This is a genomic window from Streptomyces sp. Z423-1, from assembly GCF_013009255.1.
Lineage (GTDB): Bacteria > Actinomycetota > Actinomycetes > Streptomycetales > Streptomycetaceae > Streptomyces > Streptomyces gossypiisoli.
Map to the genome: position 1 here is coordinate 2489817 of NZ_CP053109.1, position 24968 is coordinate 2514784.

General features: G+C 69.4%; 18 protein-coding genes and 4 pseudogenes. 13 read left to right on the plus strand and 9 right to left on the minus strand.

All coding sequences use genetic code 11. From position 1 onward, the window contains the following. Positions 1-4 precede the first annotated feature (4 nt). The 3 genes from HJD23_RS11180 (at position 5) to HJD23_RS11190 (ending at position 1644) form a co-directional block, all read left to right on the plus strand. A complete protein-coding gene (locus tag HJD23_RS11180; protein WP_004983065.1) occupies positions 5-418 on the plus strand; it encodes a roadblock/LC7 domain-containing protein in 414 nt (137 codons plus the stop codon). A gap of 94 nt (positions 419-512) precedes the next feature. After that, entirely contained in the window at positions 513-1082 is a 570-nt protein-coding gene (locus tag HJD23_RS11185) for a DUF742 domain-containing protein (protein ID WP_141311560.1), read from the plus strand. Further along, positions 1063-1644, plus strand: a complete 582-nt coding sequence (locus HJD23_RS11190) for an ATP/GTP-binding protein (protein WP_171114393.1) — start codon at positions 1063-1065, stop codon at positions 1642-1644. The genes HJD23_RS11185 and HJD23_RS11190 overlap by 20 nt, the downstream gene beginning before the upstream one ends. A gap of 66 nt (positions 1645-1710) precedes the next feature. Here the strand turns inward: HJD23_RS11190 and HJD23_RS11195 are convergent, their stop codons facing one another. From HJD23_RS11195 to HJD23_RS11205, 3 genes are all read right to left on the minus strand, one after another. Continuing rightward, positions 1711-1905 carry an acyl-CoA carboxylase epsilon subunit gene (locus tag HJD23_RS11195; protein WP_171114392.1) on the minus strand — a complete coding sequence of 65 codons (195 nt, stop codon included), beginning with the start codon at positions 1903-1905 and terminating at the stop codon, positions 1711-1713. Between the two features lie 57 nt (positions 1906-1962). After that, positions 1963-3558, minus strand: coding sequence for an acyl-CoA carboxylase subunit beta (locus HJD23_RS11200; protein WP_197973314.1), 1596 nt, complete (start codon positions 3556-3558; stop codon positions 1963-1965). A gap of 226 nt (positions 3559-3784) precedes the next feature. Beyond that, positions 3785-4825 (minus strand): SDR family NAD(P)-dependent oxidoreductase, encoded by a 1041-nt coding sequence (locus tag HJD23_RS11205; protein ID WP_240980684.1) that lies wholly within the window; start codon positions 4823-4825, stop codon positions 3785-3787. A 249-nt stretch (positions 4826-5074) separates the two neighbouring features. Here HJD23_RS11205 and hpnR point away from each other — a divergent pair, with 249 nt between their 5' ends. Together hpnR and HJD23_RS11215 are read left to right on the plus strand one after the other, a co-directional pair. Beyond that, complete coding sequence (gene hpnR, locus HJD23_RS11210) at positions 5075-6577, plus strand: hopanoid C-3 methylase HpnR (protein WP_171114391.1); 1503 nt, start codon at positions 5075-5077, stop codon at positions 6575-6577. Positions 6578-6582: 5 nt separating this feature from the next. Further along, the gene (locus tag HJD23_RS11215; RefSeq protein ID WP_171114390.1) at positions 6583-7476 is read left to right on the plus strand and encodes a DMT family transporter; all 894 of its coding nucleotides are present in this window, start codon (positions 6583-6585) and stop codon (positions 7474-7476) included. Positions 7477-7522: 46 nt separating this feature from the next. On the opposite strand, the gene HJD23_RS11220 is transcribed toward HJD23_RS11215, so the two are convergent. Beyond that, on the minus strand, positions 7523-8788 hold the full coding sequence (locus tag HJD23_RS11220; protein WP_171114389.1) for a glycosyltransferase: 1266 nt from the start codon (positions 8786-8788) through the stop codon (positions 7523-7525). Between the two features lie 157 nt (positions 8789-8945). Between HJD23_RS11220 and HJD23_RS11225 the strand changes: the two genes are divergently transcribed. Next, a complete protein-coding gene (locus HJD23_RS11225) occupies positions 8946-9503 on the plus strand; it encodes a YceI family protein (RefSeq protein ID WP_171114388.1) in 558 nt (185 codons plus the stop codon). A gap of 57 nt (positions 9504-9560) precedes the next feature. Here HJD23_RS11225 and HJD23_RS11230 read toward each other — a convergent pair whose 3' ends face one another. Further along, entirely contained in the window at positions 9561-11039 is a 1479-nt protein-coding gene (locus HJD23_RS11230) for an ATP-binding protein (protein WP_232108103.1), read from the minus strand. A 94-nt stretch (positions 11040-11133) separates the two neighbouring features. Further along, the gene (locus HJD23_RS11235; RefSeq protein WP_171114387.1) at positions 11134-11547 is read right to left on the minus strand and encodes an ATP-binding protein; all 414 of its coding nucleotides are present in this window, start codon (positions 11545-11547) and stop codon (positions 11134-11136) included. Positions 11548-11877: 330 nt separating this feature from the next. Here HJD23_RS11235 and HJD23_RS11240 point away from each other — a divergent pair. The 3 genes and pseudogenes from HJD23_RS11240 (at position 11878) to HJD23_RS11250 (ending at position 14103) form a co-directional block, all read left to right on the plus strand. Next, positions 11878-13116: pseudogene (locus HJD23_RS11240) on the plus strand (IS256 family transposase). Further along, positions 13113-13903 (plus strand): annotated as a pseudogene (locus HJD23_RS11245) (helix-turn-helix transcriptional regulator). Before HJD23_RS11240 ends, HJD23_RS11245 begins: the two co-directional pseudogenes overlap by 4 nt. Then, positions 13900-14103, plus strand: a complete 204-nt coding sequence (locus tag HJD23_RS11250) for a DUF397 domain-containing protein (RefSeq protein WP_171108564.1) — start codon at positions 13900-13902, stop codon at positions 14101-14103. Before HJD23_RS11245 ends, HJD23_RS11250 begins: the two are co-directional and overlap by 4 nt. 220 nt (positions 14104-14323) lie before the next feature. Here the strand turns inward: HJD23_RS11250 and HJD23_RS11255 are convergent, their stop codons facing one another. Continuing rightward, positions 14324-15241 (minus strand): aminoglycoside phosphotransferase family protein, encoded by a 918-nt coding sequence (locus HJD23_RS11255; RefSeq protein ID WP_171108563.1) that lies wholly within the window; start codon positions 15239-15241, stop codon positions 14324-14326. Between the two features lie 186 nt (positions 15242-15427). Here HJD23_RS11255 and HJD23_RS11260 point away from each other — a divergent pair, with 186 nt between their 5' ends. From HJD23_RS11260 to HJD23_RS43700, 4 genes and pseudogenes are all read left to right on the plus strand, one after another. Then, on the plus strand, positions 15428-15667 hold the full coding sequence (locus HJD23_RS11260) for a hypothetical protein (RefSeq protein ID WP_171108561.1): 240 nt from the start codon (positions 15428-15430) through the stop codon (positions 15665-15667). Continuing rightward, positions 15667-16044 carry a toxin Doc gene (locus HJD23_RS11265; protein ID WP_171108559.1) on the plus strand — a complete coding sequence of 126 codons (378 nt, stop codon included), beginning with the start codon at positions 15667-15669 and terminating at the stop codon, positions 16042-16044. Before HJD23_RS11260 ends, HJD23_RS11265 begins: the two co-directional genes overlap by 1 nt. 153 nt (positions 16045-16197) lie before the next feature. Continuing rightward, a pseudogene (locus HJD23_RS43695) lies at positions 16198-16295 on the plus strand (AAA family ATPase); the annotation flags it as partial. Positions 16296-16397: 102 nt separating this feature from the next. Continuing rightward, positions 16398-16574: pseudogene (locus HJD23_RS43700) on the plus strand (site-specific integrase); the annotation flags it as partial. 134 nt (positions 16575-16708) lie between these two features. Here HJD23_RS43700 and HJD23_RS11275 read toward each other — a convergent pair. Beyond that, positions 16709-17026, minus strand: a complete 318-nt coding sequence (locus HJD23_RS11275) for a hypothetical protein (RefSeq protein WP_171108555.1) — start codon at positions 17024-17026, stop codon at positions 16709-16711. Between the two features lie 7 nt (positions 17027-17033). Then, a complete protein-coding gene (locus HJD23_RS11280) occupies positions 17034-24866 on the minus strand; it encodes a ricin-type beta-trefoil lectin domain protein (RefSeq protein ID WP_240980685.1) in 7833 nt (2610 codons plus the stop codon). Positions 24867-24968 lie beyond the last annotated feature (102 nt).

Genomic DNA, 24968 nt, shown 5'->3' on the forward strand with positions numbered 1-24968 from the left:
CCCGATGAGCCAGGCGGCACAGAACCTGAACTGGTTGATCACCAACTTCGTGGACAACACCCCCGGGGTGTCCCACACGGTGGTGGTCTCCGCCGACGGACTCCTTCTGGCGATGTCCGAAGGCTTCCCCCGCGACCGCGCCGACCAGCTCGCGGCCGTCGCCTCCGGTCTGACCTCACTGACCGCCGGCGCCTCGCGCATCTTCGAGGGCGGCAGCGTGAACCAGACGGTTGTGGAGATGGAGCGAGGATTCCTCTTCATCATGTCCATTTCCGATGGGTCGTCACTCGCGGTTCTGGCGCACCCCGAAGCGGACATCGGCCTCATTGGGTACGAGATGGCGCTGCTGGTCGACCGTGCGGGCACGGTCCTGACTCCGGATCTTCGTGCGGAGCTCCAAGGAAGCCTTCTCAACTAAGAGACAGACGGTGCGATTTCGCGTCCCGTGGCCGTAAGGTTTCGGGACGCGGCTCCACAGCGATGGGTGCCCGGCACAGTCGGAGGAGGAGAAAGTGGCAACACCCCCAAGCGGTTCATCAGGCAACTGGTCGTACGGCCCTGGCCAGGGGCAGAACGACGGTTCCCCGAACCGGTACAACTTCCCCTCCGCACCGAGCCACCGGCAGCCGTACGCACCGCAGGGTCCCGGGCCCTCGCCGTACGACCAGCCGAACGCGCCGCGCATCCAGCCCGTGCAGCCGCAGCGCCGCACCCCTGAGCCGGCGCCCGCCGGGGCGTCGAACAACCCCCTGGTGCGCCCGTACGCGATGACGGGCGGCCGCACCAGGCCGCGGTACCAGCTCGCCATCGAGGCGCTGGTGCACACCACCGCGGCTCCGCACCAGATGCAGGGTCAGCTGCCCGAGCATCAGCGGATCTGCAACCTCTGCCGGGAGATCAAGTCGGTGGCCGAGATCTCGGCGCTGCTGACGATCCCTCTCGGCGTGGCCAGGATCCTCGTCGCCGACTTGGCGGAGGCGGGCCTGGTCGCCATCCATCAGCCCGGCGGCGACGAGAACGCCGGCGGCCAGCCAGACGTGACACTGCTCGAAAGGGTGCTCAGTGGACTTCGCAAGCTCTAGCGGCGGTCCTTCCCGCTCCACCACCTCCGCGAAGATCGTGGTGGCGGGCGGCTTCGGCGTGGGCAAGACCACGTTCGTCGGCGCCGTCTCGGAGATCAACCCGCTGCGCACGGAGGCCGTCATGACGTCTGCTTCGGCAGGCATCGACGACCTCACCCACACCGGAGACAAGACCACGACGACCGTGGCCATGGACTTCGGTCGTATCACCCTGGACCAGGACCTGATCCTGTACCTCTTCGGTACGCCCGGCCAGGACCGCTTCTGGTTCATGTGGGACGACTTGGTGCGCGGCGCCATCGGCGCGGTGGTGCTCGTGGACACCCGGCGCCTGGCCGACTGCTTCCCCGCGGTCGACTACTTCGAGAACAGCGGCCTGCCGTTCGTCATCGCCCTCAACGGCTTCGACGGCAACCAGCCGTACGCGCCGGAGGAGGTCCGCGAGGCGCTGCAGATCGGCCCGGACACCCCGATCATCACGACGGACGCCCGTCATCGGGCGGACGCCAAGTCGACGCTGATCACGTTGGTGGAGCACGCGCTGATGGCGCGCCTGCGGTAGGTCCAGGGACGTTGAAGGGCCCCTCTCTCGGAGAGGGGCCCTTCTTTTTTTCTTTTTGTCTTTGTGTCAGCGCCAGCTGTGCGGGGCTCGGAACCCCGGCTCGCGTTCCAGGCGGCGCCAGCCGGCCTTGGCGCGGGCTCGGTGGGCCGGGGTCGACGTGGCGGTGTGGGCGGCCGCGCGGGCCAGGAGGAGGGCCGTGATGGCGGCGACTTCCTCGGGCTCGGCGTGGCCCTTCTCGACGCGGATGTCAGGGTGGTCCATGGCTGTCAGTCTCCGTGGATGAGGTTTCCGCGGGGGTGCCGCGGAAAGTCCGCTGGGTTACTGCGGGGGGTTGCCGTGCTTGCGCGACGGCAGGTCGGCGTGCTTGGTGTGCAGCATCGCCAGGGAGCGGATGAGCACCTCGCGGGTCTCGGCCGGGTCGATGACGTCGTCCACCAGGCCGCGCTCAGCCGCGTAGTACGGGTGCATGAGCTCGGACTTGTACTCCTTGACCATCTTCTGCCGCATGGCCTCGGGATCCTCGGCATCGGCGATCTGGCGGCGGAAGATGACGTTGGCGGCACCCTCGGCGCCCATCACGGCGATCTCGTTCGTCGGCCAGGCGTACGTGAGGTCCGCGCCGATGGACTGGCTGTCCATGACGATGTAGGCGCCGCCGTAGGCCTTGCGCAGGATCAGGGAGATCCGCGGCACGGTGGCGTTGCAGTACGCGTACAGCAGCTTGGCCCCGTGGCGGATGATTCCGCCGTGCTCCTGGTCGACGCCGGGAAGGAAGCCGGGGACGTCCAGGAACGTCATGATCGGGATGTTGAAGGCGTCGCACATCTGGACGAAGCGCGCGGCCTTTTCACTCGCCTCGATGTCCAGGACGCCCGCCAGCACCTGCGGCTGGTTGGCGATGATGCCGACCACCTGGCCGTCCAGCCGGGCCAGCGCGCAGATGATGTTGCGCGCCCAGCGCTCGTGGACCTCCAGGTACTCGCCGTCGTCGACGATCTCCTCGATGACCTTCGCCATGTCGTACGGCCGGTTGCCGTCCGCCGGGACCAGGTCCAGCAGGACGTCGGAGCGGCGGTCGGCGGCGTCGGAGCACTCCACCCGGGGCGGGTTCTCGCGGTTGTTCTGCGGCAGCAGGGAGAGGAGGTAGCGCACCTCGGCGATGCAGGTCTCCTCGTCGTCGTACGCGAAGTGGCAGACGCCGGAGGTCTCGGCGTGCACGTCGGCGCCGCCGAGGCCGTTCTGGGTGATCTCCTCGCCGGTCACCGCCTTGACCACGTCCGGGCCGGTGATGAACATCTGCGAGGTCTCGCGGACCATGAAGACGAAGTCGGTCAGGGCGGGGCTGTAGGCCGCGCCGCCGGCGCACGGGCCGAGCATCACGCTGATCTGCGGGATGACGCCGGACGCCTTGGTGTTGCGCTGGAAGATGCCGCCGTAGCCGGCCAGGGCGCTGACGCCCTCCTGGATCCGGGCGCCGGCGCCGTCGTTGAGCGACACCAGTGGGGCACCGGCCGCGATGGCCATGTCCATGATCTTGTGGATCTTCGTGGCGTGGGCCTCGCCGAGGGCGCCGCCGAAGATGCGGAAGTCGTGGGCGTAGACGAAGACCGTACGGCCCTCCACCGTGCCCCAGCCGGTGATCACACCGTCGGTGTACGGCTTCCTGGTCTCCAGGCCGAAGCCGGTCGCCCGGTGCCGGCGCAACTGCTCGACCTCGCGGAAGGAGCCCGGGTCGAGGAGCAGTTCGAGCCGCTCGCGGGCGGTCAGCTTGCCCTTGGCGTGCTGCGCCTCGGTCGCCCGCTCGCTGGGGCCGGCCACCGCCTGGGCGCGGATCTCGTGCAGTTCGGCCACTCGTCCGCGCGCGTCCGTCGGCTCGCTCGTGGACTCACCCGGCGCCTCATCCAAAACGGTCATGTAGCGACCTTACGAAGGACACCAAGGAAAGCGGGCCGTCGACTCCGTACAGTCTCCGGCGCGTTTTCCTGGTGCCACTGAACAGAACCGGGGCGGCATGCAGGCGTTCCGACGCTCAGAGGGCTTCGGTGTTGTAGAGGTCACACAAAATGGTCAGCTGACAGCCATGCAGGATTCATGTCTCGCCCATGCCATCTCTTGAGTGACACGTGAGGCTATCGCGGGCTCAGCCGAACCGATTCAGCAGGCGTCGGTACACCGCGGGCGCGAGTCCCTTCGCCCGCCCCGGCAGGGCGAGCCAGCCCGGTACGTAGGACTCGTCCCGGCCGCGCAGGACCGCGTCCCAGACGGCGCCGGCGACCCGGTCCGGGGTCGTGGGGCGTGGGTGGGAGCGCCGGTAGGGGGCGCCGCGGCGGGCGAAGAAGCGGGTGTCGACGGGGCCGGGCACGACGAGGGTGACGCCCACCCCGGTGCCGCGCAGCTCCTGGCGCAGGGCCTCGGCGAACGCGGCGAGGCCGGCCTTGGCGGCGGAGTAGACCGCCTCCTCCCGTACGCCCACGCAGCCCGCGACCGACCCGACGAGCACCACCCGGCCCCGGCCGGCCGCGACCATGGCGGGCAGGACCTCGCGGACGAGGTGGAGGGTGGCGTTGAGGTCCACGGTGAGCACCCGGTCGATGGCGGCGGACGGCATGCTCACGAAGTGCCCGGCCCACCCGATCCCGGCCCCGGCGACCAGCACGTCGATCCGCCCGCCGGCCCGCAGCGCGGACTCGGCGAGCAGGCGGGGGCCGCCGGGGGTGGCGAGATCGGCCGGCAGCACGACGGCGGCCGCCGCCCCGGCGGCCGTCTCCGCCAGCCTCGGCCGGTCCCTGCCACTGACGATCACCTGCCAGCCACCAGCCGCGAACCGCCGGGCAACGGCGGCACCGATCCCGGACGAGGCACCGGTGATCAGGGCTACGGGACGGTCGGGAGGGAGGGGAGGACCGGGGTTGCGGTTGGCCGCAGCGGGGGTTGGCTTCACAAGCGGGTCGGTGGAGGCGGGCTCCGCACGCGGGTCGGCGGACGCGGGGTTGGCGAGCGGGGGGCTGGGGGTCGGGTATTCCTGCGGGGTGGGGGGCGGGGTGTGGTCGGTGGCTGTGGCGGTGGCGGGCGGATTCGTCGGTGGGTCGTGCGGGGGGAACGAGCCCGGAGGGGGCGCAGGCGGCATCGGAGTCGGCCCCGTCTGTGGGGTGTGCGTGGAGCCGGGGCCGGTGTGGTTCACGAGTCGGTCTCCCTGCGCTGTGGGTCCGGTGTGCCGGGCACGTATCCAGCACACGCTTCCGCACTCCCGGGCGCCAGTTCTGCCACCGAACCGAGGCCCCCGGACCACCCTTGCGGACCGCGCGGTGCACCCAGGCGGCCGTATCGGCGGTACGCGGCACGGGCTCACCGGGATACGAAGATACGAAGACACGAAGGGAAGTCCGGAACCCTCCGTTCCGAATCCATCCGCTCCCGTGACGAGGTCCCCGTGCGATTGCTGCTCGTCCACCCCAGCGCCCTGATGTACTCCGAGATCTTCCTGCGGCTCGAACCCCTGGGCCTGGAACGGGTGGCGGGCGCGGCCCGAGACGCCGGTCACGAGGTGCGCGTGGTGGACCTCCAGGTGATGAGCCGGGAGCAGCTGCGCAGGGAGGTGCGGTCGTTCCGCCCGGAGGCCCTCGGCGTCTCCCTGAACTACCTCGCCAACATCCCGGAGGCGATCGAGCTGGCCGCCGCGGTGAAGCGGACCGTACCGGGCTGTTTCGTGTTCTTCGGCGGCCACAGCGTCTCCTTCGTCGCCGAGGACGTGATCCGGCAGGCGGACGGCGCGGTGGACGCGGTGGTCCGCGGCGAGGGCGAGCCGGCGGTGGCGCCGCTGCTCGCGGCGGTCCGGGACGGCGGCGACCTGGCGGACGTACCCGGCATCGTCACCGCCGAAGGACGCGGGCCCGCGCCGCTGATGCTGCACGGCATCGACGCCCCCCTCCCGGCCCGCGACCTGATGCGCCACCGCCGCCGCTACTTCATCGGCGAACTCGACCCCTGCGCCTCCATCGAGTTCACCCGGGGCTGCCCCTGGGACTGCTCGTTCTGCTCGGCGTGGACGTTCTACGGCCGCAGCTACCGCAAGGCCTCCCCCGAGGCCGCGGCCGCCGACCTGGCGAGCATCCGCGAGCCGAACGTCTTCATCGTCGACGACGTCGCCTTCATCCGGCCGGAGCACGGCGACGCCATCGCCGCCGAGGTGGAGCGCCGCGGCATCCGCAAGCGCTACTACCTGGAGACCCGCAGCGACGTACTCCTGCGCCACCCCGAGGTGTTCGAGCGCTGGTCCCGTCTGGGCCTGCGCTACATGTTCCTCGGCATGGAGGCCATCGACGCCGAGGGCCTGGACCTGTTCCGCAAGCGGATCAGCCCCGACGAGAACCTGCGCGCCCTGCAGACGGCCCGCAAGCTGGGCATCCAGGTCGCGATCAACCTGATCGTCGATCCGGCGTGGGACGAGGAACGCTTCCGGGTCGTCCGGGAGTTCGCGCTGGCCGTACCGGAGATCGTGCACTTCACGGTGATGACGCCGTACCCCGGCACGGAGATCTGGCACACCGAGTCGCGCCGCCTGACCACCCGCGACTACCGCCTCTTCGACATCCAGCACGCCGTGGTCCCCACCAAGCTGCCGCTGGAGCGCTTCTACGAGGAGCTGGTGCGCACGCAGGCCGTCATCAACCGCAAGCACCTGGGCCTGCGCACGGCGTTCGGCGCGGCCCGCGTCCTCGGCCGCAACCTGCTGCACGGGCAGACGAACTTCGCCCGCATGCTCTGGAAGTTCCACAAGGTGTACAACCCGCGCCGCCAGATCGCCGACCACGGCAGGCCCGTCCGCTACGAACTCCCCCTCCCCCAGCACCTCGACGTCGCCGACCGCCGTCAGCTGTACGTCCACACGCGCGGGGCGACACAGGGTGCGCCGGGTCGGGACGCCGCCGATTAGCCGCGATGCCGGTCGCCGTCCTCGCCTCGCTCGCCGCAGGCGTCTGTTTCGCCGTCGCGGGCGTGCTCCAGCAGTGGGCGGCGGGCGCGCGCCCGGACGACGAGGCGCTGAGGCCGAGGCTGCTGCGCCATCTCGTACGGGACCGGCTGTGGCTGTCGGGCATCGGGCTGGCGGTGCTCGCGTACGGCTTCCAGTCCCTGGCCCTCGCCTTCGGCCCGCTCAGTCTGGTCCAGCCGCTGATCGTCACCGAACTCGTCTTCGCCGTACCGCTCTCCGCGCGCCTGCACCGGCTGCGCCTCGGCCGCCGGGAGTGGTTCGGCACCTTCGCGGTGGCCGCCGGTCTCGCCCTCGCGCTCGTCTCCGCCCGCCCGCACGGCGGCCACCCGGAGACGGGCGTGCGGTCCTGGCTGCTGATCCTGGGCGCCACGGCGGCCCTGGTCTGCGTCGCCCTCACGACCGGACGACTGCTCTCCGGCCCCTGGCGGGCCTCGGCCACCGCGCTGGCGGCCGGCGCCGTGATGGGCATGCAGTCCGTCCTGCTCGCCGCCACCGTGGAACGCCTCCGGCACGGTCTCGGCTCCGCCCTCTCCGCCTGGCAGACCTACGCCCTCGTCGCCGCCAGCCTGGGCGGCCTGCTGCTCATCCAGAGCGCGTTCCAGCAGGGTCCGCTGGCCGCGAGCCTGACGGTCATCGACGCGACGGAACCGGTGGTCGCCGTGACTGTGGGCATGACGGTCTTCGGCGAGATGATCCGCACGGGGTGGCCGGTCAGTGCCGTCACGGTGACCGGGCTGGCCCTGGTGGCGGCCGGGATCGTGAGCCTGGACTCGTCGCCGGTGGTGGCGGCCATGCACGGGCGGCGCGGTGGTGCGTTCGTACGAGGTGCTGGGCGCCCTTGACCGAGGCGGCCCCCGGCGGCTCACCGAGGCCGCCCCGGCGTCGCCCTCACGCCACCCGAACGGCCGGAACGGCCCGCGTCCACACCGGCAGCAGGTCCTCCTCCAGCACCCGGTCCCACGAGGGGTGGGTGCCCCTCGCCGTGGCCGCGGCCCGCCTGCGGACGGCGTCCAGGACGTGCGGCTGATCGACGAGCGCGCCCAGGGCGTCCGCCCAGTGGCGAGGATCGTCATGGCGTACGACGATCCCGTCCTGCCCCGGGGCGCCGAGCCAGTGCGTGGTGCGCGCGCCCTCGGGCAGCACCACCGCCAGCCCGCTCGCCATCGCCTCGGCGACGACGTTGCCGCAGGTCTCGCTGCGGGAAGGGAAGGCGAAGATGTCGCAGCCCGCGTACACGGCGGCGAGCCGTTCCTGGGTGAGCGGCCCGAGGCAGGTGACGTCCGCCCCCAAGGACCGCCGTACCGCCGCCTCCTCCGCACCGGAACCCGCGAGCACCAGATGCACACCGCTCCCCCGCCCGCGCAGCAACCGCACGCTCTCGGCCAGCAGCGGCAGCCCCTTGGTGGCGTCGAGCCGGCCGACGAACAGGACGAGGGGCCGGTCGGTGGGGACGCCGTACTCCGCAGCGAGGCGGGCCCGGGCGGTGGCGTCCGTGCGGAAGAGCTGATGATCGATGCCGCGACGAAGCGGCAGGACACGGTCGGGACCCAGGGTGCGGGCGAGCTCGGCGCGTCCGGCCGGGGTGGGGACGAGGACGCGTTCGCAGCCGCTCAGCAGCCGGTCCCGCCGTCTGCGCAGCCTGCGCTCGACCCGGTTCGCGAGGAAGTCACCCGCCCAGCCGTGGGCGCCGGGGAGCCGGCGCTCGGCCAGGTAGCGGCTGTAGACGGCGGCGAGGGCGGGGACGTCGGTGTGGACGGAGGCCACCAGACGGGGTGCCGGTGCGGCCCTGCGGGCGAGGCGGGTGGCGGTGGCGGCGTAGGCGAAGGTGTGGGTGAGGTGCCAGACGTCGTGACGGGGCAGCAGGGCGGCGAGGCGCGGGTGATACGGGGTGAGGTCGGAGGCGTCCTCGGCACCGTCGGCGGAGATCAGCGCGGCGGTGCTGAGCACGGGGCGGAGCATGACGAGCCGTACGTGCGGGGCCAGCTCCTCGACCCTCTCGCGCTCGCCGAGGAAGTACACGGTGAGGTCCAGTCCGGGACCGTCCGGACCGCTGGGCAGCCGGGCGGCGCTCTCCGCGAACCGTTCCCAGCATTTGACGTGACCGCCTGACGTGCTGCTGCGCAGCAGCTCGACCAGGACCGCGACCGAGGACACGATCACTGGTTACCACCCCGGCGAATGATCCAATCGCGACACCACACCCATGATGTTGAAAATTGAACGGAATAGGTCTACGGTCGAACCCGTTGGCATCGTTGAACATTCAACAGCACGCTGGCGATCCCGCAGCACCGTCCCCAAGGAGCACGTCATGAGCAGCAACCCGCAGCTGGCCGCCCTGACCGGCGACTACACCCTCGACCCCGCGCACACCTCGATCGGCTTCGTCGCCCGGCACGCCATGGTGACGAACGTCAAGGGCAAGTTCCTCGACTTCGCCGGCTCGCTGCACCTGGACGGCTCGGACCCGTCCAAGTCCACGGCCTCCATCGACGTGAAGATGGACAGCATCAGCACGGGCAACGACGACCGGGACGCCCACCTGAAGAGCGCGGACTTCTTCACGACGGAGCAGTTCCCGACGATGACGTTCCGCTCCACGAAGGCGGAGGCGCTCGGCGGCGACGACTACCGCATCACCGGCGACCTGTCGATCCTCGGTGTCACCAAGCCGATCACCATCGACCTGGAGTTCAACGGCGCCGCGAAGGACCCCTTCGGCAACGACCGGGTCGGCTTCGAGGGCAAGGCCGAGATCCGGCGCTCCGAGTGGGGCCTGACCTGGAACGCGGCGCTGGAGACGGGCGGCTTCCTGATCTCCGACAAGATCAAGCTCGTCTTCGACGTCTCGGCGATCAAGAACGCGTAAGGTTCCGCCTCGGTCAGCTTCGTCATGGCCACCGCCGGCGCGCCGCTACGACGGGCGTCAATCGCCCTCGTAGAGGCGCGCCAGGTCCACGAGCACCACTTCCCCCCGCTCCCCGGCAGCACGCAACTCCTGCGTGAATCCCGCCCCGCTGTAGCAGGCCGGCCTCACGGCCGATGTGTCGACCCCGCGCCGGGCGAGCAGCGCCGCCGCATGCCGCAGCCGGTCCAGGTGGCCGATGCCCATCACCTGGTCCCACTTGGCCTCGCCCAGCGACAACAGCACCCCGTTGTCCTGCCCCACCGCCCCTCGCACCACCACGTCGATCTCATGGCTGGTGCGCCCGGCCTGATCCGGAACAGTGCCGTACGACACATCGATCGGCATGCCACCGAAGGTCTCCGGAGCGGCGAAGTGGGCCACCCACTCGCGGCAGATCTGCTCGAAGTGCGGCCCCACGACGGCGGAGAGGAAGCGGGACCGCGAGCTTTCCCAGACGTGTTCCGCCATTCCCCGGTCCAGGAGGGCGAGCTTCGGCCGGGAGATGGCGTGGTCGAAGGCGATGAGGGGCTCACCGACGCGGTAGACGCTCCGGTTCTTGCGGAAGGCATCCACCTCTCTGCGGACCAGTCCACAGTCCTGAAGGACGGTGAGGGGGTGGGTGATGTCGCTGACGGGACGCTCCAGGCAACCGGCGATGCGTCCCGCCGTGGCGTTGCCCGACGCCAGCGCGGCGAGCACGGAGTGGTAGAGGGCGCGGTCACGCAGGTCCGACTCGTCGGCGAGGAGGTAGCGGGCCTCGCGGTAGAGCGGTGAGCGCGGCGAGAGGGCCGTACGGCACACCCAGGCGTCGAAGTCGTCCAGGTCGGCGGGGGTGTCGTCGCGCACGAACTCCCTGCGGTAGGCCGGCGTACCGCCCACAACGCTGTGCACGAGGAGCGCGAGGCGCGGATCCTCGATGCCCCAGAAGGCGGCGGCCTGACGGAAGTCCAGCGGCTGCACGACGAGTTCCAGCCCGGCGCGGCCACGCAGGGGCGAGGTGCCGCTGAGCAGCTTGCCCATGAAGGAGAGGGAGCTTCCGCAGAGCAACAGGCGGGTGCGCGAGCTCAGCCTTTCCGGGCGCCTGGGTCCGTAAGCGACTTGCAGGACGGAGGGCAGTGAGGGCGTGGCCCTGGCCAGATACGGGAACTCATCGATGACGACGGGGACGGGGCGCTCCTTGCCCAAGGCGAGCAGCGCGTCGACCGCCTGCTCCCAGCGGTCGAATCGCATGGGGGCGATGCTGCCGCTGTACTGCGCGAGCTCCTCTCCGAAGCGCCGCAGCGACTCCGCTTCCGTGGCCTCGTACGCACAGAAGTAGAAGCCCCCGGTGGCCCGGGCGAGCGAGTCGAGCAGGAAGGACTTCCCCTGCCGCCGCCGCCCGGAGACGACGGCCATGGCCGCCTCGGGCCCCTCGTCGGCCGCGAAGGCGGTCAGCTCGCTCCACTCCCAGTCACGGTCGAACATGTCAGGGGGCTTGGGCAGGTTGCGACGGGGCATGGCGGCTCCAGCGACGGTTTAGGGAAGTTCATTTCCCGGAAGTACGTTTCCCTAACGAGCGAAGCGCCCGCCGGTAACCCGTCTGCTGACCGGATCACCGTTGCACCGCGAACTCGCACCACACGATCTTGCCAGGGTCCCGCTCCCCCACCCCCCACTTGTCCGCGAGGGCGGTGACGAGGAGCAGGCCTCGGCCGTGTTCCGGTTCCGCGTCCGGGGACGAGTCGGGGGTGCGGACTTCGCCGGAGCCGCTGTCGTGGACGTCGACGCGCAGCACGCCGTCGGGATACAGGGTGAGCCGGACGAGGAAGCCGCGGCCTGGCGGTACGCCGTGCAGTAGCGCGTTGGTGGCAAGTTCGCTGACGCAGAGCAGCACGTCGTCGCCGCGTTCGGTCACGCCCCACTCGGTGAGCGCCTCGCCGGTGAACTCGCGTGCCAGACGCACCGATCTGCGGTCCCGGCGGTAGAACGCCTCGCGGGTACGGGGGTGTTGGGATTGTGCGTTCATGCGGCCACTGTCACAGCGAGTCACTGTCGTGCATCAGTGAGTGACGTCGTAGTTCTGATTGCTACGAGTTCACTACGAGGAGTTCTGCTGCGTACGGGGGAAAGGTCCACGCATGCACACGGCGAAGAAGCCCAAGAAGGTCGGTTCCTGGCAGGCGGTTGGCGCGGTGCTCGCCCACTTCCGGATGGCGTCCCGCTTCGTGGTGTAGCCGATCAACGTTGGGGCGTACGCCCCGGGGCGTGTGTCGATAGGGATTCCGCTCCCTGCCCGGCAGGCGGGCCACCATGCAACTCTCCCTGGTAAACGGCCAGTTCAACCAGGAGGTGCATGATGGCCCTGTCCCAGCATGACTTACTTCGGCTGCTGGAGTCACTGCGTTCGGCGGACGGACTCGAACTCGTCCGTTTCGTGGCCGAGCGGATGCTGCAGGAGCTGATCGAGGCCGAGGCGACGTCGAGGATCGGTGCGGAGTGGAACGAGCACACCGAGACACGCACCGCGCTGCGCAACGGGCACCGCGACAAGACGCTGACTACGCAGGCCGGTGACCTGGACCTGGCCATACCCAAGCTGCGCTCGGGCAGCTTCTTCCCGAGCCTGCTGGAGCGTCGCCGCCGCATCGACCAGGCTCTGTTCGCCGTCATCATGGAGGCGTACGTGCACGGAGTGTCCACCCGTTCGGTCGACGACCTGGTCAAGGCGCTGGGTGCGGACAGCGGGATCTCCAAGAGCGAGGTCTCACGGATCTGCGCGGACCTGGACACCCAGCTGACCGCGTTCCGCGGCCGGCCCCTGGACCACACCCGCTTCCCCTACGTCTACCTCGATGCGACCTACTGCAAGGCACGGGTCGCGCACCAGATCGTCTCGCGGGCCGTGGTGATCGCCACCGGCATCACCGAGGACGGCGGCCGCGAGGTGCTGGGGTGATGGTCGGCGACAGCGAGACCGAGGTGTTCTGGACCCAGTTCCTGCGTCACCTGCGCGAACGCGGTCTGGGCGGTGTCCGACTCGTACTGGGCGATCACCACTCGGGCCTGGTCAAGGCGATCCGCAAGGTCATGATCGGCGCGGCCTACCAGCGCTGCCGGGTTCATTTCCTGCGCAATGTCTTCGGCGTGATCCCCAAGGACGCCGCGGAAATGGTCGCCGCGACGATCCGCACCATCTTCGCCCAGCCCGACCAGGACGCCGTCCGCAACCAGCTCGACACGGTCGCCGACATGCTGGGCGCACAGTTTCCCAGGTCAAGCAGATGCTCCTGGACGCCAGGACGACCTCACCGCCTTCGCGGCCTTCCCGGAACGGCACTGGAAGAAGATTCAGTCCACGAACCCGCTGGAGCGGATCAACCGCGAGATCAAACGCCGCGTCGATGTCGTCCAGGTCTTCCCCAACGACGACGCTCTCCTCCGACTGGTCACCGCCGTGCTCTTCGAGATGCACGACGAGTGGATCGCCTTCCCCCGCCGCTACCTACCCGAAGGCAGCATGGACCAGATCTACCCCACCGAAGCCGGCGAAAGCGCCCCCGCACTCCCCAACACCACCAACACGACCGACGATTGATCGCCTACACCACGTCAAGGGACACGACCCACTTCCGGAAGCAAGCGGGGCTCACACAGGAGCAGTTCGCCGAGATGGCGAACATTCATGTGGACACGGTGGGGTCCATCGAGCAGGGGCGGCTCGCCCTGCAGCCGGACCGGGCGGCGCAGTTCGATGAACTTCTGGGGACTGGTGGGGTGTTGAGCGTGCTGGTGGCGAAACTGCCGGTGCGGGAGCGGATTGTGCAGTTCGCGCAGGGGCTGGTCGATCACGAACAGGAGGCGGTCAGCCTCCTCTCGTACGAGGCTCAGGTCGTTCCTGGGCTTCTCCAGACCCGGGACTGCTGTCGGGCCGCTTCGACTCCAGGTATCCGGCGATCGGGAGTGAGACGGCCGAGCAGTGGGTGAACGCGCGTATGGAACGGCAGTTGGTCTGGCAGCGCGATCGGCCGCCCGTGGGCCACTTCGTGCTGGAGGAGAGCATCCTGCGGCGCCAGGTCGGCGGCCCTGAGGTGATGCGTGAACAGATCCGGCAAATCCTGGAGTACACCGAGCCCGTCCACATGAGCGTGCAGATCATGCCCATGGACCGAACGCCGCACGCCGGTCTCGACGGGCCCATGGTGCTGCTGGAGACACCGGAACACGAGCGCTTGGTCTACCTCGAAGTGCAGCGCGCCAGCTTCCTCGTCGACGATCCTGACGAGGTCAGCGACTATCACCACAAGTATGGAATGCTGCGGTCACAGGCCCTCTCTCCCGACGAGAGCGTGCGCCTCTTGAACGGACTGCTAGGAGAGTCATGACAACCGCAGCACAGCAGCCCAAGCGCTCGCACGACCTGGCATGGTTCAAGTCCAGCTACAGCGGCAGCGAAGGCGGCAACTGCCTCGAAGTCGCCACCCACCCCACCGCCATCCACATCCGCGACTCCAAAGTCCCCGGCGGCCCCGTCCTCACCGTCTCCCCCGACACCTGGCGCACATTCCTCGGTCGGCTCGTATAAGACGTCGTTTCGACTCTTCGAACCCTCTCTATTCGCTGGTCAGCGTTCGGAGGCGTGTCACAACCAGAGGCACTGCCTTGCCCCGCCTCATGTGACCCGGAGCCTGACCGTCGGACGCGTGACGACGGAGTCCGGCAGCACCGGCGCCGCGCCCATCGCTGACGCCACGACCGCGACTCCCGCAGTCGCACCCACGCGGACCTACGTCCAACCACCCCCGTCACTGGCGGACCGCTGCGGTGAGGCGTCGCAGTGCGGCGTGGGCGGGCGGACCCCAGGTGGGCTTGCCTCCGGGACGGCCGTGGAGGCCGGCGTATCCGATGTGGATGCCGGCGAGGGCGCGCAGCACCGCCCAACCGCGGGCGCGGCGCAAGGTCGCGGCGTCCGGGCTTGGCTGGTAGGCCTCGTGGAAGCGGTCGACGGCGCCGTCGGGCAGCAGGATCCAGGCGGCGGCGAGGTCGCAGGCCGGGTCGCCGGCGAAGAGGTCGCCGAAGTCGATCACGCCGGAGAAGGTGCCGTCCGTGGTCAGGATGTTGGCTGGATGCAGGTCGCCGTGGAGCCAGAGACGCGGGCCTGCCCAGTCCGGCGCGGCGGCGGCGTCTTCCCAGACCGCGCGGACGGCGTCCGGGTCGCGAATCAGCCCCAGTTCGGTGGCCGAGGCGAGCCCTTGGGTGAAGCGTTCGGCGGTGTCGGCCAGCGGGCCACCGCGGTCTCGGCCTGCGGGTGCCCCGTCGGGGGCGGGGCGGTGGAGAGCGGTCAGGAAGGCGGCCAGGGTGACGGCCGCATCCTCGGCGCGCGTAGCGGGGGCGCGGTCGGCAGGCTCGCCCGGTACCCAGGTGGTGACGAGCCAGGGACGCGGAAACCGTTCGGAGGGCTCACCAAGACGCTGCGGGACGGGGATCTGGAGAGGAAGGTGCGGGGCGAGGAGAGGCAGCCAGGCGTGTTCCTTGCGCAGCAGCGCGTCCGCGGACTGCGTCGCCCAGGGCAACCGGACGGCGAGGTCGTCGCCGAGCCGCCACACTTGATTGTCCCAGCCGAGCGCTCCGAGCTTCAGGGGGAGATCCGCCAGGTCGGGGTGCTGCTCACACAGCAGATCCCGGATCATGTCCTCTGAGATGTCCACCTCGGTGACTGTCATGTGGAGCAACGGTAGTTGGGGAGCGGCCTGCCTGGGCTCCGGCCGGATCTGTGTCAAGCCCCTCGCCCTGGCTGCTCCCGAACGTGATCGAGCTTGCCAGGCCGGCCGCGTGGGCCTCAGCCCGCATCGGTCACGATGGACGGAGCCGCCTGGCGTGCGGGGGTACCAACTAGGTACCATCACGGCATGCCATCACTGAACGTGTCCTTCTCTGATGAGGAAATGGAAGGTGTCCGCGCGGCCGCCGCCGCAGAGGGCAAGAGCCTGAAGCAGTACCTTCACGACCTCGGCGTGCGCGAGATGCACCGCAAGCGGTTCGTCGCCGGCGCCGCCGCGTGGGCGGACAAGCTGCGCGGCGAGTTCGACGAGGCGTTCCCCGAGGAAGTCCCGCCCTCCCGGAGCGGCAACGGGGCCACGGCCGCCTGATGGCCCTGCACATTGATGTCTCCTGGCTGCTGGACGTCCAGGACGCTGCGCTCGAACACGAGGACGTGACGGTGTCCGACTACTCCGCGCTGGTGGCGGCCGTGGCGCGGCACAAGACCCGGATGCCGACCCTTGAAGCGTCCGATCCCGATACTGCATGGCGTGCGGCAGCGCTCCTGCACACGATCGTGCGTCTTGAGCCACTGCCGCACCGGAACAGCCTTTTTGCCGCGTTCGTCGCGGCCCAGTACATGGATCAGTCCGGTGAGGGCATCGATCCTCCCTATGGCGCCCTGTCCGAGCTGGTCCGGAAGATTCGGGACACACGTCTGAGCGTTTACGCCGTCGCCGAGCAGCTGCGGTCCTGGAGGATCTGACCGCATGTGGAGCGCCGGAGCCAGCGGCGACCCAGTGTTACCATGCGTGACTGAATAGGACCAGACCTTGAAGATCCGATCAGGCGCGCTGAACATCACTTCACCCCTCAGGTTGTTCTGGCTGCTCATCTGCGTGGGGTCAGGTCCGCTGCGGCAGCCACCGAGCAGATGACCTACCGGGGGTTTTTCTTGCCGAGCTGCTGATAGCCGAGTGCGACGACCGGGCCCACCGACGCTCCGAACGCCGCATCAACCCACACGTCGGTACCCCGGCGTACCCGTCTCATCGTGAACAGCGGGTCCTCGGCCCAGCCCTCAAGGAGTGACTCGGCGGCCGCCTGGCACGACCGTTCGACATCAGGTGGCATTCCACCGCCCTGCTCCTGGAGCAGGGAGTCGAACTCGTCGTGATCAAGGAACTTCTCGACCCCGCCCACATCGGCGTTACCGCCACTGTCTACGCCCTCGTCCGACTCCACCTCCAGAGAGAGGCCCTGACGGCACTGGGTACCGCCCTCGACCACTCCTGACGCACGCACGGCAGCGGCGGCGAACACCCCTTGTGTTCGCCGCCGTTGCCGTCAACTACTGCCGTCACCCCACGCGGAAAGCAGGACAAACGCACTCCGCTGAGGGCCTCCGAATGAGCCTTAACCCCGCCGGTTCAGCTGTAGCCGGGATGCCAATCCAGCTGTTGAATGGCAGCCAGATCACCGCGAACCAACATGGCCATCACCCGAATCATTTCTGCACGCGAGACATCTCGAATATGGCAAGGCTGCACGTCCCTGTCATCAAGATTCTCAAGTACCAGAGCTCCACTTTGAAACGCTGAAATAGTCCAGGAGGAATCATCGTCCGTGACCGCCACGTCTGGATGCTCCTCATCGACAGGCCCGTCGAGCTCGGCGATGAGGGCCGCGAGATCGGCCTCGGTACCGTCCTCCATGCCCCCGTCGCGATGCGTGAATGTAATCGACACTGTCCGCTCACCTCCTGTTACGTGGGGCGCCGTTCGGAACCGCCCACTCCGCGTAGCCACCGGCCCCGCCGGGGTGCAGTAGATGCTGCCATAGCGACCCGGGGTCATGCTGAGAGCGCGGCACGAGGCGCATTACACCCTGTCGCCCGCCAGCATTGGAGGCTGGCTCATGTTGCCAAGTCCACCCGGCCGGGGTTCTCCTACCTCCCCGCGAGGAAACCGCACTCCCGATCCCAGGAATCAACTGTTCCATCGATTGAGCGAAGCCAGCGTCCGACTGGAGCGCCGCATCAAGCGCCTCATTCGCCCGCCTGAAATGCGTGCTGCGGGATCGACCGAAATCGGCCGCATCCAGCGTCATCTCGAAGGCGACCGAATAAGCCTGAGGGCCACCTCCACAAGCACACGCTTCACCAGCAGAGTTCACACCTGAGCTGCAGTTGTGAACGAGGATCGAGGTAGCCCCCGCCAGCACGTAGTACGTGTGGGTGTCGCCGACGGTGATGTTGTGGACGGTTGTCCCGGAGCTCGTCCAGCGCTGGATCGCGGTGACCTGGACGTAGGTGCCCGCGCTGGTCTGCAGCCACTGACCCGATCGGAGGTCGGTCGCGTCGATCCACTCGTCGAGCTCGGGGACCCAGAAGGGGTGGCCGTCGGTCGCGGTGACCTCCGCCGTCTTCGTGCCCTTCTTGCCGTCGGTGTCGATCGTGACCTTGACCAGGTGCTTCAGGCCCTCGCCCTTGATCTCGGCCGTGACCGTCTCGATGCGCCGCTCGCCGGTCTTCGGGTCGGTCGCGACGACCTTGTCGCCGGCCTTGACCTTCTCGATCGGCTTGGTGGAGCCGTCAGCCATCAGCACCTTGGTGCCGGGGGTGAAGCTGTTGTTGATCGGGCAGGAACCGCCGCCTCCGCCGTCGGCCTTCCCGGACCCGCCGCTCCCGCTGGATCCGCCCTTGTTGCGGGAGGAGCCGCCGGAGTCGCCGCCCGGCTTGGAGCCGCCGCCCTTGCCGCCGCCCCCGCCTGAGGAGCCCTTACTGGTCGAGACCTTCGGGGCCGCCTTGGCCTGGGCCTGTTTCTGGACCGGGTTGCCGGTCTTCTTCGTCTGGGCGACCGCCTTGTCCGCGGTTCTCTTCGCTTGCTCGGCGGCTTTCTTCTTCGCTCTCTGCGCGGCCTCCTTCTTGGCCTTCTCGATCGCCGCCTTCTTCGCCCGCAGCGCCGCCGCCTCGGCCGCCTTCGCGGCCTTCAGGACGGCCTGGGCCGCCCGCTTCGCCGCACGGAAGGCCTGGATCGCGTCGATCGTGCGGTTGACCGCCTTCAGGACGGACGGGATCTTGCCCAGCTTGGTCCACGGGATCGCCCCGATGATCAGGCTGCCGCAGGACCACATGTCACCGCCGAAGCAGGCCATGGCGTCGGTGAGACCGATGAAGTCGCTCAGAACGCTCCAGGCCGCGCCGAGGATCACCGACGTCAACGACTTGCCCATGGTGGCCTGCGCCTGCGCGACCTGCGCCGCGCTCAGGCCCGCACCTGCCAGGGCCGCCGCTCGCTCGGACGCGGTCAGTGTGATGGCCAGACCCGTCGGGTCCGAGTGCGTGACCGGGTTGTTGTGGGCGTAGGCGTACCCGTTGGACTGCAGCGGGTCGTTCAGGTCGAGCACCGGGTCCGCGGACAGGAACCGTCCCACCACCGGGTCGTACAGACGGGCACCCAGTGGCACGTAGCCGGAGGCGTCGTCCCGGGTCGCGCCCAGGAACCCGGTGTGGGTCTGGAGGTTGCCGCCGACCGTGTCCGCGCCACGCTGGTTGCCGAACGGGTCCTGCTTGCGGATACGGACCGAGTTCGAACTGTTGAGCGCCACCTCGGCGTAGGTGCTGCCCTGGTGGTCGCCGGCCAGGGCGACGAGCTGCTCGGTGCCGTTGCCGTAGGCGTAGCGCATGACCGCGCCGCCCGGGGCCGCGTAGGTGCGCTGGGTGTTGACCAGGACGCCGCCCGACTGGACGGTGACCTCGGCCTCGCCCAGGTACAGGGTGGCCTGCTTGCCCTTGATCGTCAGCAGGCGCGAGCCGTCGGGCCCGTAGATGTGCCGGGTGTCGTTCTGCGCCGCCCACTGCTGCTCGGCCTTGGTGCCGTCACAGGCGGCCAGCACGATCGGGGTCGCGTTCGCCGAGTTGGCGTCCTTGACCGCCAGGCACAGGCCCGAGGCGATGTGGGTGAACTGACCGGACGCGGTCCGCTTCAGCTCCTGGGCGGACGAGCCGTCGCACTTCTGCAGCTGGACGGCCGACCCGGCGGTGTTCGCGGTCGGCTGCACACACCAGGTGTCGTAGACGTTCAGCGTGCCCCGGTCGGGGTCCGACTGATTCGCCACCGGAGTGAAGCGCCAGTTCTGCGCCACCGAGGCATTGCAGGAGTACAGCTGGATGGGCTGCCCGGCGGTGGCCAGACCCGACTTCAGGTCCAGGCACTTGTCCGCCAGACCCACATACGGCGTCTTGCCGCCCGCGCCCTGACCGCTGATCCGGTCGACCTTGCCGTCGTAGGTCCAGGACAGCTCCTGCTTGTCGCCGTTCTCGACGGAGGTGACGGACTTGGTCTCGCCCGTCAGCTCGTACAGGCGCTCCGCCTCCGCGGTGACCTGCGCGCCCTGCGGAGTGACGTACTTCTTCGTCACCTTCGTCAGCGTGCCCGGCTGGGTGCCGTCCGCCTTGCCGTAGGCGTAGGTGGTCGTGGCGTCCTTGGCGGTATCGCCGGTGAGGTCCTTCTCGGTCAGCTTCGTGCGGTTGCCGAGCAGGTCGTACTCGTACTCCTGCCAGTAGCCGGACTTGTCCGGGCCGACTGCCACATTGAGCGTGCCGTCGCTGTTCTTCGGGCCCGTGCACGCGGTCTGGTCCTTGGCGGTCCAGGCCGTCTTCAGCTGGCCCAGCGGGTCATAGGCGAAGCACTGGCGCTCCTCGATGCCGGTCGAGTGCTCCCGGACCGAGGTGACGTTGCCCGCCGGGTCGTAGGTGTACGACCGCTGCGAGACGAGGTGCCCGCCGACCACGGACTTGTCCCCGGTCTGCTCGCGGTAGACCGACTGCTCGGTCAGCTCACCGGTCGACTCGTCGTACGACGCCTGCGTCCACACCCGGTACGGCTGCGCGCCCAGGGTCGAGCGCAGGACCTGGCCGTAGGAGTCGTAGACCGTCTCCGCGCCGTACCAGTCCTTGCCGGAGATGGAGAGCGGCTTGCCGTACTTGTTGTAGCGGACGACCAGCTTCTCGGCGGCGAACCGGCCGACCGCCGGGAGGGAAGCCTCCTTCAGCATGCCCTGGTCGTTGTACGTGTAGTCGTACGTGTACGACGTCTGCAGGCCCCACGCGGTCGCCACGGGCGACGGCAGGGTCTGGGTGGTCGAGGTCGGCTGGTAGTCCTTGGTGTAGCCGTTGACCCGCTGGGTGTACGGCTGGCCGTCGGTGTAGCGGGTGGCGGTGGCGGGCATGCCCTTGCCGCCGGTGACGGTGTCGTAGGTGAACTCGGCCAGCAGGCTGCCGGTGGCGTTGTCCAGGCGCTGCTGGGCGGGCCGCGACAGGACGTCGTAGCCGTTCCAGACGGTCACCCCGCGGGCGTTGGTCGTGGTCAGCGGACGGTCACGGTGGTCGTACGTGGTCCGTGTGGTGCCCGTGTTCGGGTCCGTGGCGGTGGTCTGCCGGCCGCGGTGGTCGTACGCCCACGTCCACGGGTGCGCCGTGTCGGCGGAGTTGACCGCCTTCGTGAGCCGGCCGTGCGCGTCGTACGTATACCGCATCGACGTGAAGCCGGCGGTGGCCGCCGAGTTGAACGTGTCCGTGCGGACCGTGCGGCCGAGCGCGTCGGTGTAGACCCGGTAGGAGGAGGCTCCGTCCGGGTGGATCACCTTCGACCAGTCCTCGCCGTACTCGTACCGGGTGGCCTTCGCCGGGACCGGCTGCGAGGTGGCTTCCTTCGTCACCGGGTCGACGACCTTGAGGACGGGCGTCTCCGCCACGACGCGGCCGAGGCCGTCGTAGCTGTAGCGGGTGATGTTGGGGACGGCCGTGTCGGCGAGCGGGGTGAACAGCTCGCCCGGCTTGGCCTCGTGGGTGAGGTAGGCGTTGTTGGTCTGCCAGACCTCGCCGGAGCTGTTGTACAGCGTGTCGGTGATCAGGTGGCCGCCGCCGTCGGCCTCCTCCTGTGTCTGCCGTTCGCGGCCGAGGCCGTCGTAGAGGGTGACGGAGGTCTCGACGCGGTCCTCGTGGCCGCGTGCGTAGGTGGTGATGTACGGCGGCTTGCGGTCCGGGTTCGCCGGGTCGTACGCCGGGATCGTGTAGACGGCCCGGAAGTCCGGCACGGCCGAGCTCGACGGGGTGCGGCCCGGCGCCCACGCCTCGACGAGGCGGCCCAGCGGGTCGTACTTCGCCTCGCTCACATGGCCGTTGGCATCGGTCGTCCTCAGGGTGGTCGAGCGGCCCGGCTCCAGTTCCTGCTTCTGGGTGTGGCCGAGGGCGTTGGTCTCGGTGACCTCGAAGACCTGACCGGAGGACGGGGTGTAGGCGATCGTGCCGGACTTGCCGTCCGGGTCGGTCTGCCTGACCACGCGGCCGATCGCGTCGAACTCGCTGGTGCCGTTGGTCTGGAAGCCGGTTCCGGCGCCGTTCAGCGACCAGGTCTCGGTGGCCAGGCCGCGCGTGGTGGCGGCGAGCGCGGTGCCGTAGTCCTGGCCGTCGTACGCGGTGCGGGCGGCGCCGCTGAGCGTCGTCAGGTCGGTGAAGTCGGCGTTCGCGCAGGTGGTCGGCGAGACCAGGGCCTGCTTGGACAGGCCGATGAGGTTCTTGCCGGTGTGGTGGACGTAGTCCAGCTTGGTGCAGGACTCGTCGCCGCTCTTGCCGGTGTCGCCGAGCGACTCCACCTGGACGGGCAGGCCGTGCGTCGGCTCGTACGTCGTGCTGCTCTTGACGATCCGCTGGGTGCGGGTGTCGTCACCGGTGCCGGAGGACTTGGTGTACGCGATCTCCTCGGGCTCCGTGACACGCCAGGCGCGCAGCGGGCTCAGACCGTCGTCGCGGTCGCGCTTGGCCAGCTCGGTGGCGGCCGGGACGGTGACGCTGCGGGACAGCCAGTCGGTGTCGGCGTCGGACGCGCTGGTGTAGGTGAGCTCTTCGGCGATACGGCCGGCGAACGGCTCCAGGTCCTTGGCGATCTCGGTGCCGGTGATGTCCGTCACCGGCACGGTGGCGCCCATGCCGCGGAAGTAGCGGGTGACGGACTTGGACCTCTTGCTGCCGATGGACGGCTCGTCCTGGTCCGGGCCCGTGATCACCGTGGTCTGCTCGAACCCGGCGAACTGCGAGTAGGTGCGCTTGGACTTCTTGGTGAACTCCGCCTCGGCGAGTTTCCAGCCGGCGTTCTTGTACGCGTAGGAGGTCTTGGTGGCGAAGGCGCCGTCGACGTTGGGGAGTTCCTCGATGGACTCCACGACGTACTTGTGGAACCAGTCGATGTCCTGGACCTCGGGGTCGGGGTGCCAGAACGACGGGTAGCACAGACGGGTGTTGGACTTCAGCCCCGCGGTGTCGTCCTTGGTGGGCAGGTTCGTGCCCGTGGCGCAGTCACCGGCGGGCTGCTTGTAGGTGACGACGGTCTCGCCGCCGTACTCGTTGATGACGCGCGCGATGCGCAGCCGGGAGAAGCCGGGGCGCGGGTCGTTGGGGCGCATGACCCGGTTGGGCATGTCTTCCGCGTTGGACTCGAAGCGCACCGCGTTGAGGGTGACGCTGTCGTCGGTGGAGCCGAGCCGGGCGAATCCCGTGCGCTGGATCGATTCCAGCCACAGGGCGGTGTTCGGGCCGGTCTTCAGGACCGGGAAGCTCTGCTTGAGGGTGTACCGGTCCACCACCTGGCGGGCGGTGGTGTCGGTACGGCGCTGCGCCGAGGTCTGGATCTCGGTCAGCCGCTTGCGGGTCCAGAAGGACGGGCCGGCGTTCCAGCACTTCCGCGTCTGGGTCGTGGTGACGGCTTCGCAGTTCAGGTCGGCCGGGGTGTCGTACCAGATGCGGTACTTGCCCGGGTCCTTGTCCTTGAAGTTGGCGTCCGTGCAGGTCAGCGTGGCGGACTCGGCGATGCAGCGTTCCTCGACCTTGAAGGAGACGCGGGCCGGGGCCGTCTCGGTGAAGATGTTGTCCTTGCGCTGCCCGTAGTGGATGTGGGACAGGTAGCCGCCGCGGTCGTAGACGACCGGCGCCTTGAAGTTGAAGTTGCGGGCGTAGTAGTTCTGCTCGGTCTTCCACCACAGGGACATGGCGTTGCCGTGGACGTCCTCGACGTAGTCGAGGTTCCAGCGCCAGCCCTGGGTGCACCACGAGCCGGGCCAGTCACCGGCCTTGTAGCAGTCCTCGCCCGCGTGGTTGCCGTAGACAGGCACGGTCAGCACGGAGTCGGTGACCGGCTGACCGGACGTCCAGCCGGGCAGCTTGTGCTTGCCGAAGTGGTAGCGGGTGCCGTCACGGGTGGTGACGACCCAGTACTCGCCGTCCTTGGCGCCGTTGCCGGTCGTGGAGTCCTTGATCCGCTCGACCTTGGCGCCGTCGCCGTTGGCGGTGAACCACTTGCCCTGGTCCTCGTCCCACACCAGCTCGGTGGTCATGCCGCCGAGCGAGAGGGTGGCGTTGTTGGAGCCCCAGCACAGGTCCGCCGTGCGGTGCGTGGCGTTGTTCGCCCCGGACTTCTTCGAGTCCTCGCGGCAGTTGGCGTACGTGCGGGTGATGGAGCCCGGGTTGTAGTCCCAGCCGTCGCCGATCCAGGAGGCCTGGTTGTTGGTGGCGGAGGTGCGGCCGTCGACCGACTGCGAGGAGTAGTTCAGCGCCACCTTGGGCATCAGGCCGCCGGCGGTCTCCGGGACCTGTACCTGGTAGGCGTAGGTGAAGGCGCCCGAGGATGCACCGGCAGACCAGGCTCCGGACGACAGCAGCGGAGTCGCGGTGAAGTCACCTGCGGCGGAGGCGCCGGTGTCCATGGCGCCGATGACCTGCGGGCCGGAGGCGTCGACGGCCTGGAGGGCGTCGCTCCGGGAGAAGGAGGCGGGGCGGACCGAGGCGCCGGACGTCGTCGAAGCGTTTTCGTCGCCCAGCAGGTCGGCGACCGGCACGGAGCCGGAGAGGATCTTGCGGGTGGGGGCGTTCTTGGGAGCCTTGGCGTTGGTGGGCGCGTCCTTCGCCGGCACCACCTCCACGGTGCTGCGCAGCCGCTCGGCCTTGTCGTCGTCCGCCTTGCCCGACATGGTCGTCACACCGCCGTCGGCGGCGCAGTCGCCGCTGTCAGGGCTGGTCAGGACGCATTCGGGCAGCAGGACGAGGCCGAAGCGGTCGGCGGCCTGGGGGCCGTAGAGGTCGGCGAAGCCGGTGGTGTCGACGGCGAGCGCGACCTGCGCGGCCGGGTCGGCGTCGGCCGGCGGGATGACCTGCATGATCATGCCGGAGACACCGGCGTCCTGGGACGCGGTCGGCGCGGCCAGGTCGACCTGCCACTCACCGTCGATCGCGGCCGGGTCGGTGCCCGCGGGCACGCCGAGCGCGACGGGCAGGCCGTTGGAGACCGGGACCGTGGTGCCGGGCTCGGCGTCCGAGGTCAGCGTCGCGGTGCCGGTGTTCTCCGTCCATGGGGTGACGGCGACCGGCGCGTACGGGTCGACAGGGACCTCGGGCGCGGTCGTCAGGCTCTTCTCGGCCTCCTCGTCGCCGTCGAGCGAGGTGCTCTTGGGCAGGTCGGGCAGGTCGATCGGTTCCTCGCGGGTCATGCCGGGGCCGGGGACCGCCCATGCGTCCGCGCCCAGGCTGGTCACCATCAGCGTCGTGGACAGCAAAAGGACGGTCGCCGCGCGGCCGTGCCGGCGCCGCCGTCGTTGTGACTCCGTCAGGGCAAGGCGTCTGCGCCCCAGCCATGACAG

Bases quoted from the DNA above. Each gene is read 5' to 3' on its own strand.
- HJD23_RS11255 (WP_171108563.1), bottom strand. From the start codon at position 15,241: ATGACAGTCACCGAGGTGGACATCTCAGAGGACATGATCCGGGATCTG.
- HJD23_RS11235 (WP_171114387.1), bottom strand. From the start codon at position 11,547: ATGAACGCACAATCCCAACACCCCCGTACCCGCGAGGCGTTCTACCGC.
- HJD23_RS11180 (WP_004983065.1), top strand. From the start codon at position 5: ATGAGCCAGGCGGCACAGAACCTGAACTGGTTGATCACCAACTTCGTG.
- HJD23_RS11265 (WP_171108559.1), top strand. From the start codon at position 15,667: ATGGCCCTGCACATTGATGTCTCCTGGCTGCTGGACGTCCAGGACGCT.
- HJD23_RS11230 (WP_232108103.1), bottom strand. From the start codon at position 11,039: ATGCCCCGTCGCAACCTGCCCAAGCCCCCTGACATGTTCGACCGTGAC.
- HJD23_RS11250 (WP_171108564.1), top strand. From the start codon at position 13,900: ATGACAACCGCAGCACAGCAGCCCAAGCGCTCGCACGACCTGGCATGG.
- HJD23_RS11215 (WP_171114390.1), top strand. From the start codon at position 6,583: ATGCCGGTCGCCGTCCTCGCCTCGCTCGCCGCAGGCGTCTGTTTCGCC.
- HJD23_RS11225 (WP_171114388.1), top strand. From the start codon at position 8,946: ATGAGCAGCAACCCGCAGCTGGCCGCCCTGACCGGCGACTACACCCTC.
- HJD23_RS11260 (WP_171108561.1), top strand. From the start codon at position 15,428: ATGCCATCACTGAACGTGTCCTTCTCTGATGAGGAAATGGAAGGTGTC.
- HJD23_RS11200 (WP_197973314.1), bottom strand. From the start codon at position 3,558: ATGACCGTTTTGGATGAGGCGCCGGGTGAGTCCACGAGCGAGCCGACG.
- HJD23_RS11195 (WP_171114392.1), bottom strand. From the start codon at position 1,905: ATGGACCACCCTGACATCCGCGTCGAGAAGGGCCACGCCGAGCCCGAG.
- HJD23_RS11280 (WP_240980685.1), bottom strand. From the start codon at position 24,866: ATGGTGACCAGCCTGGGCGCGGACGCATGGGCGGTCCCCGGCCCCGGC.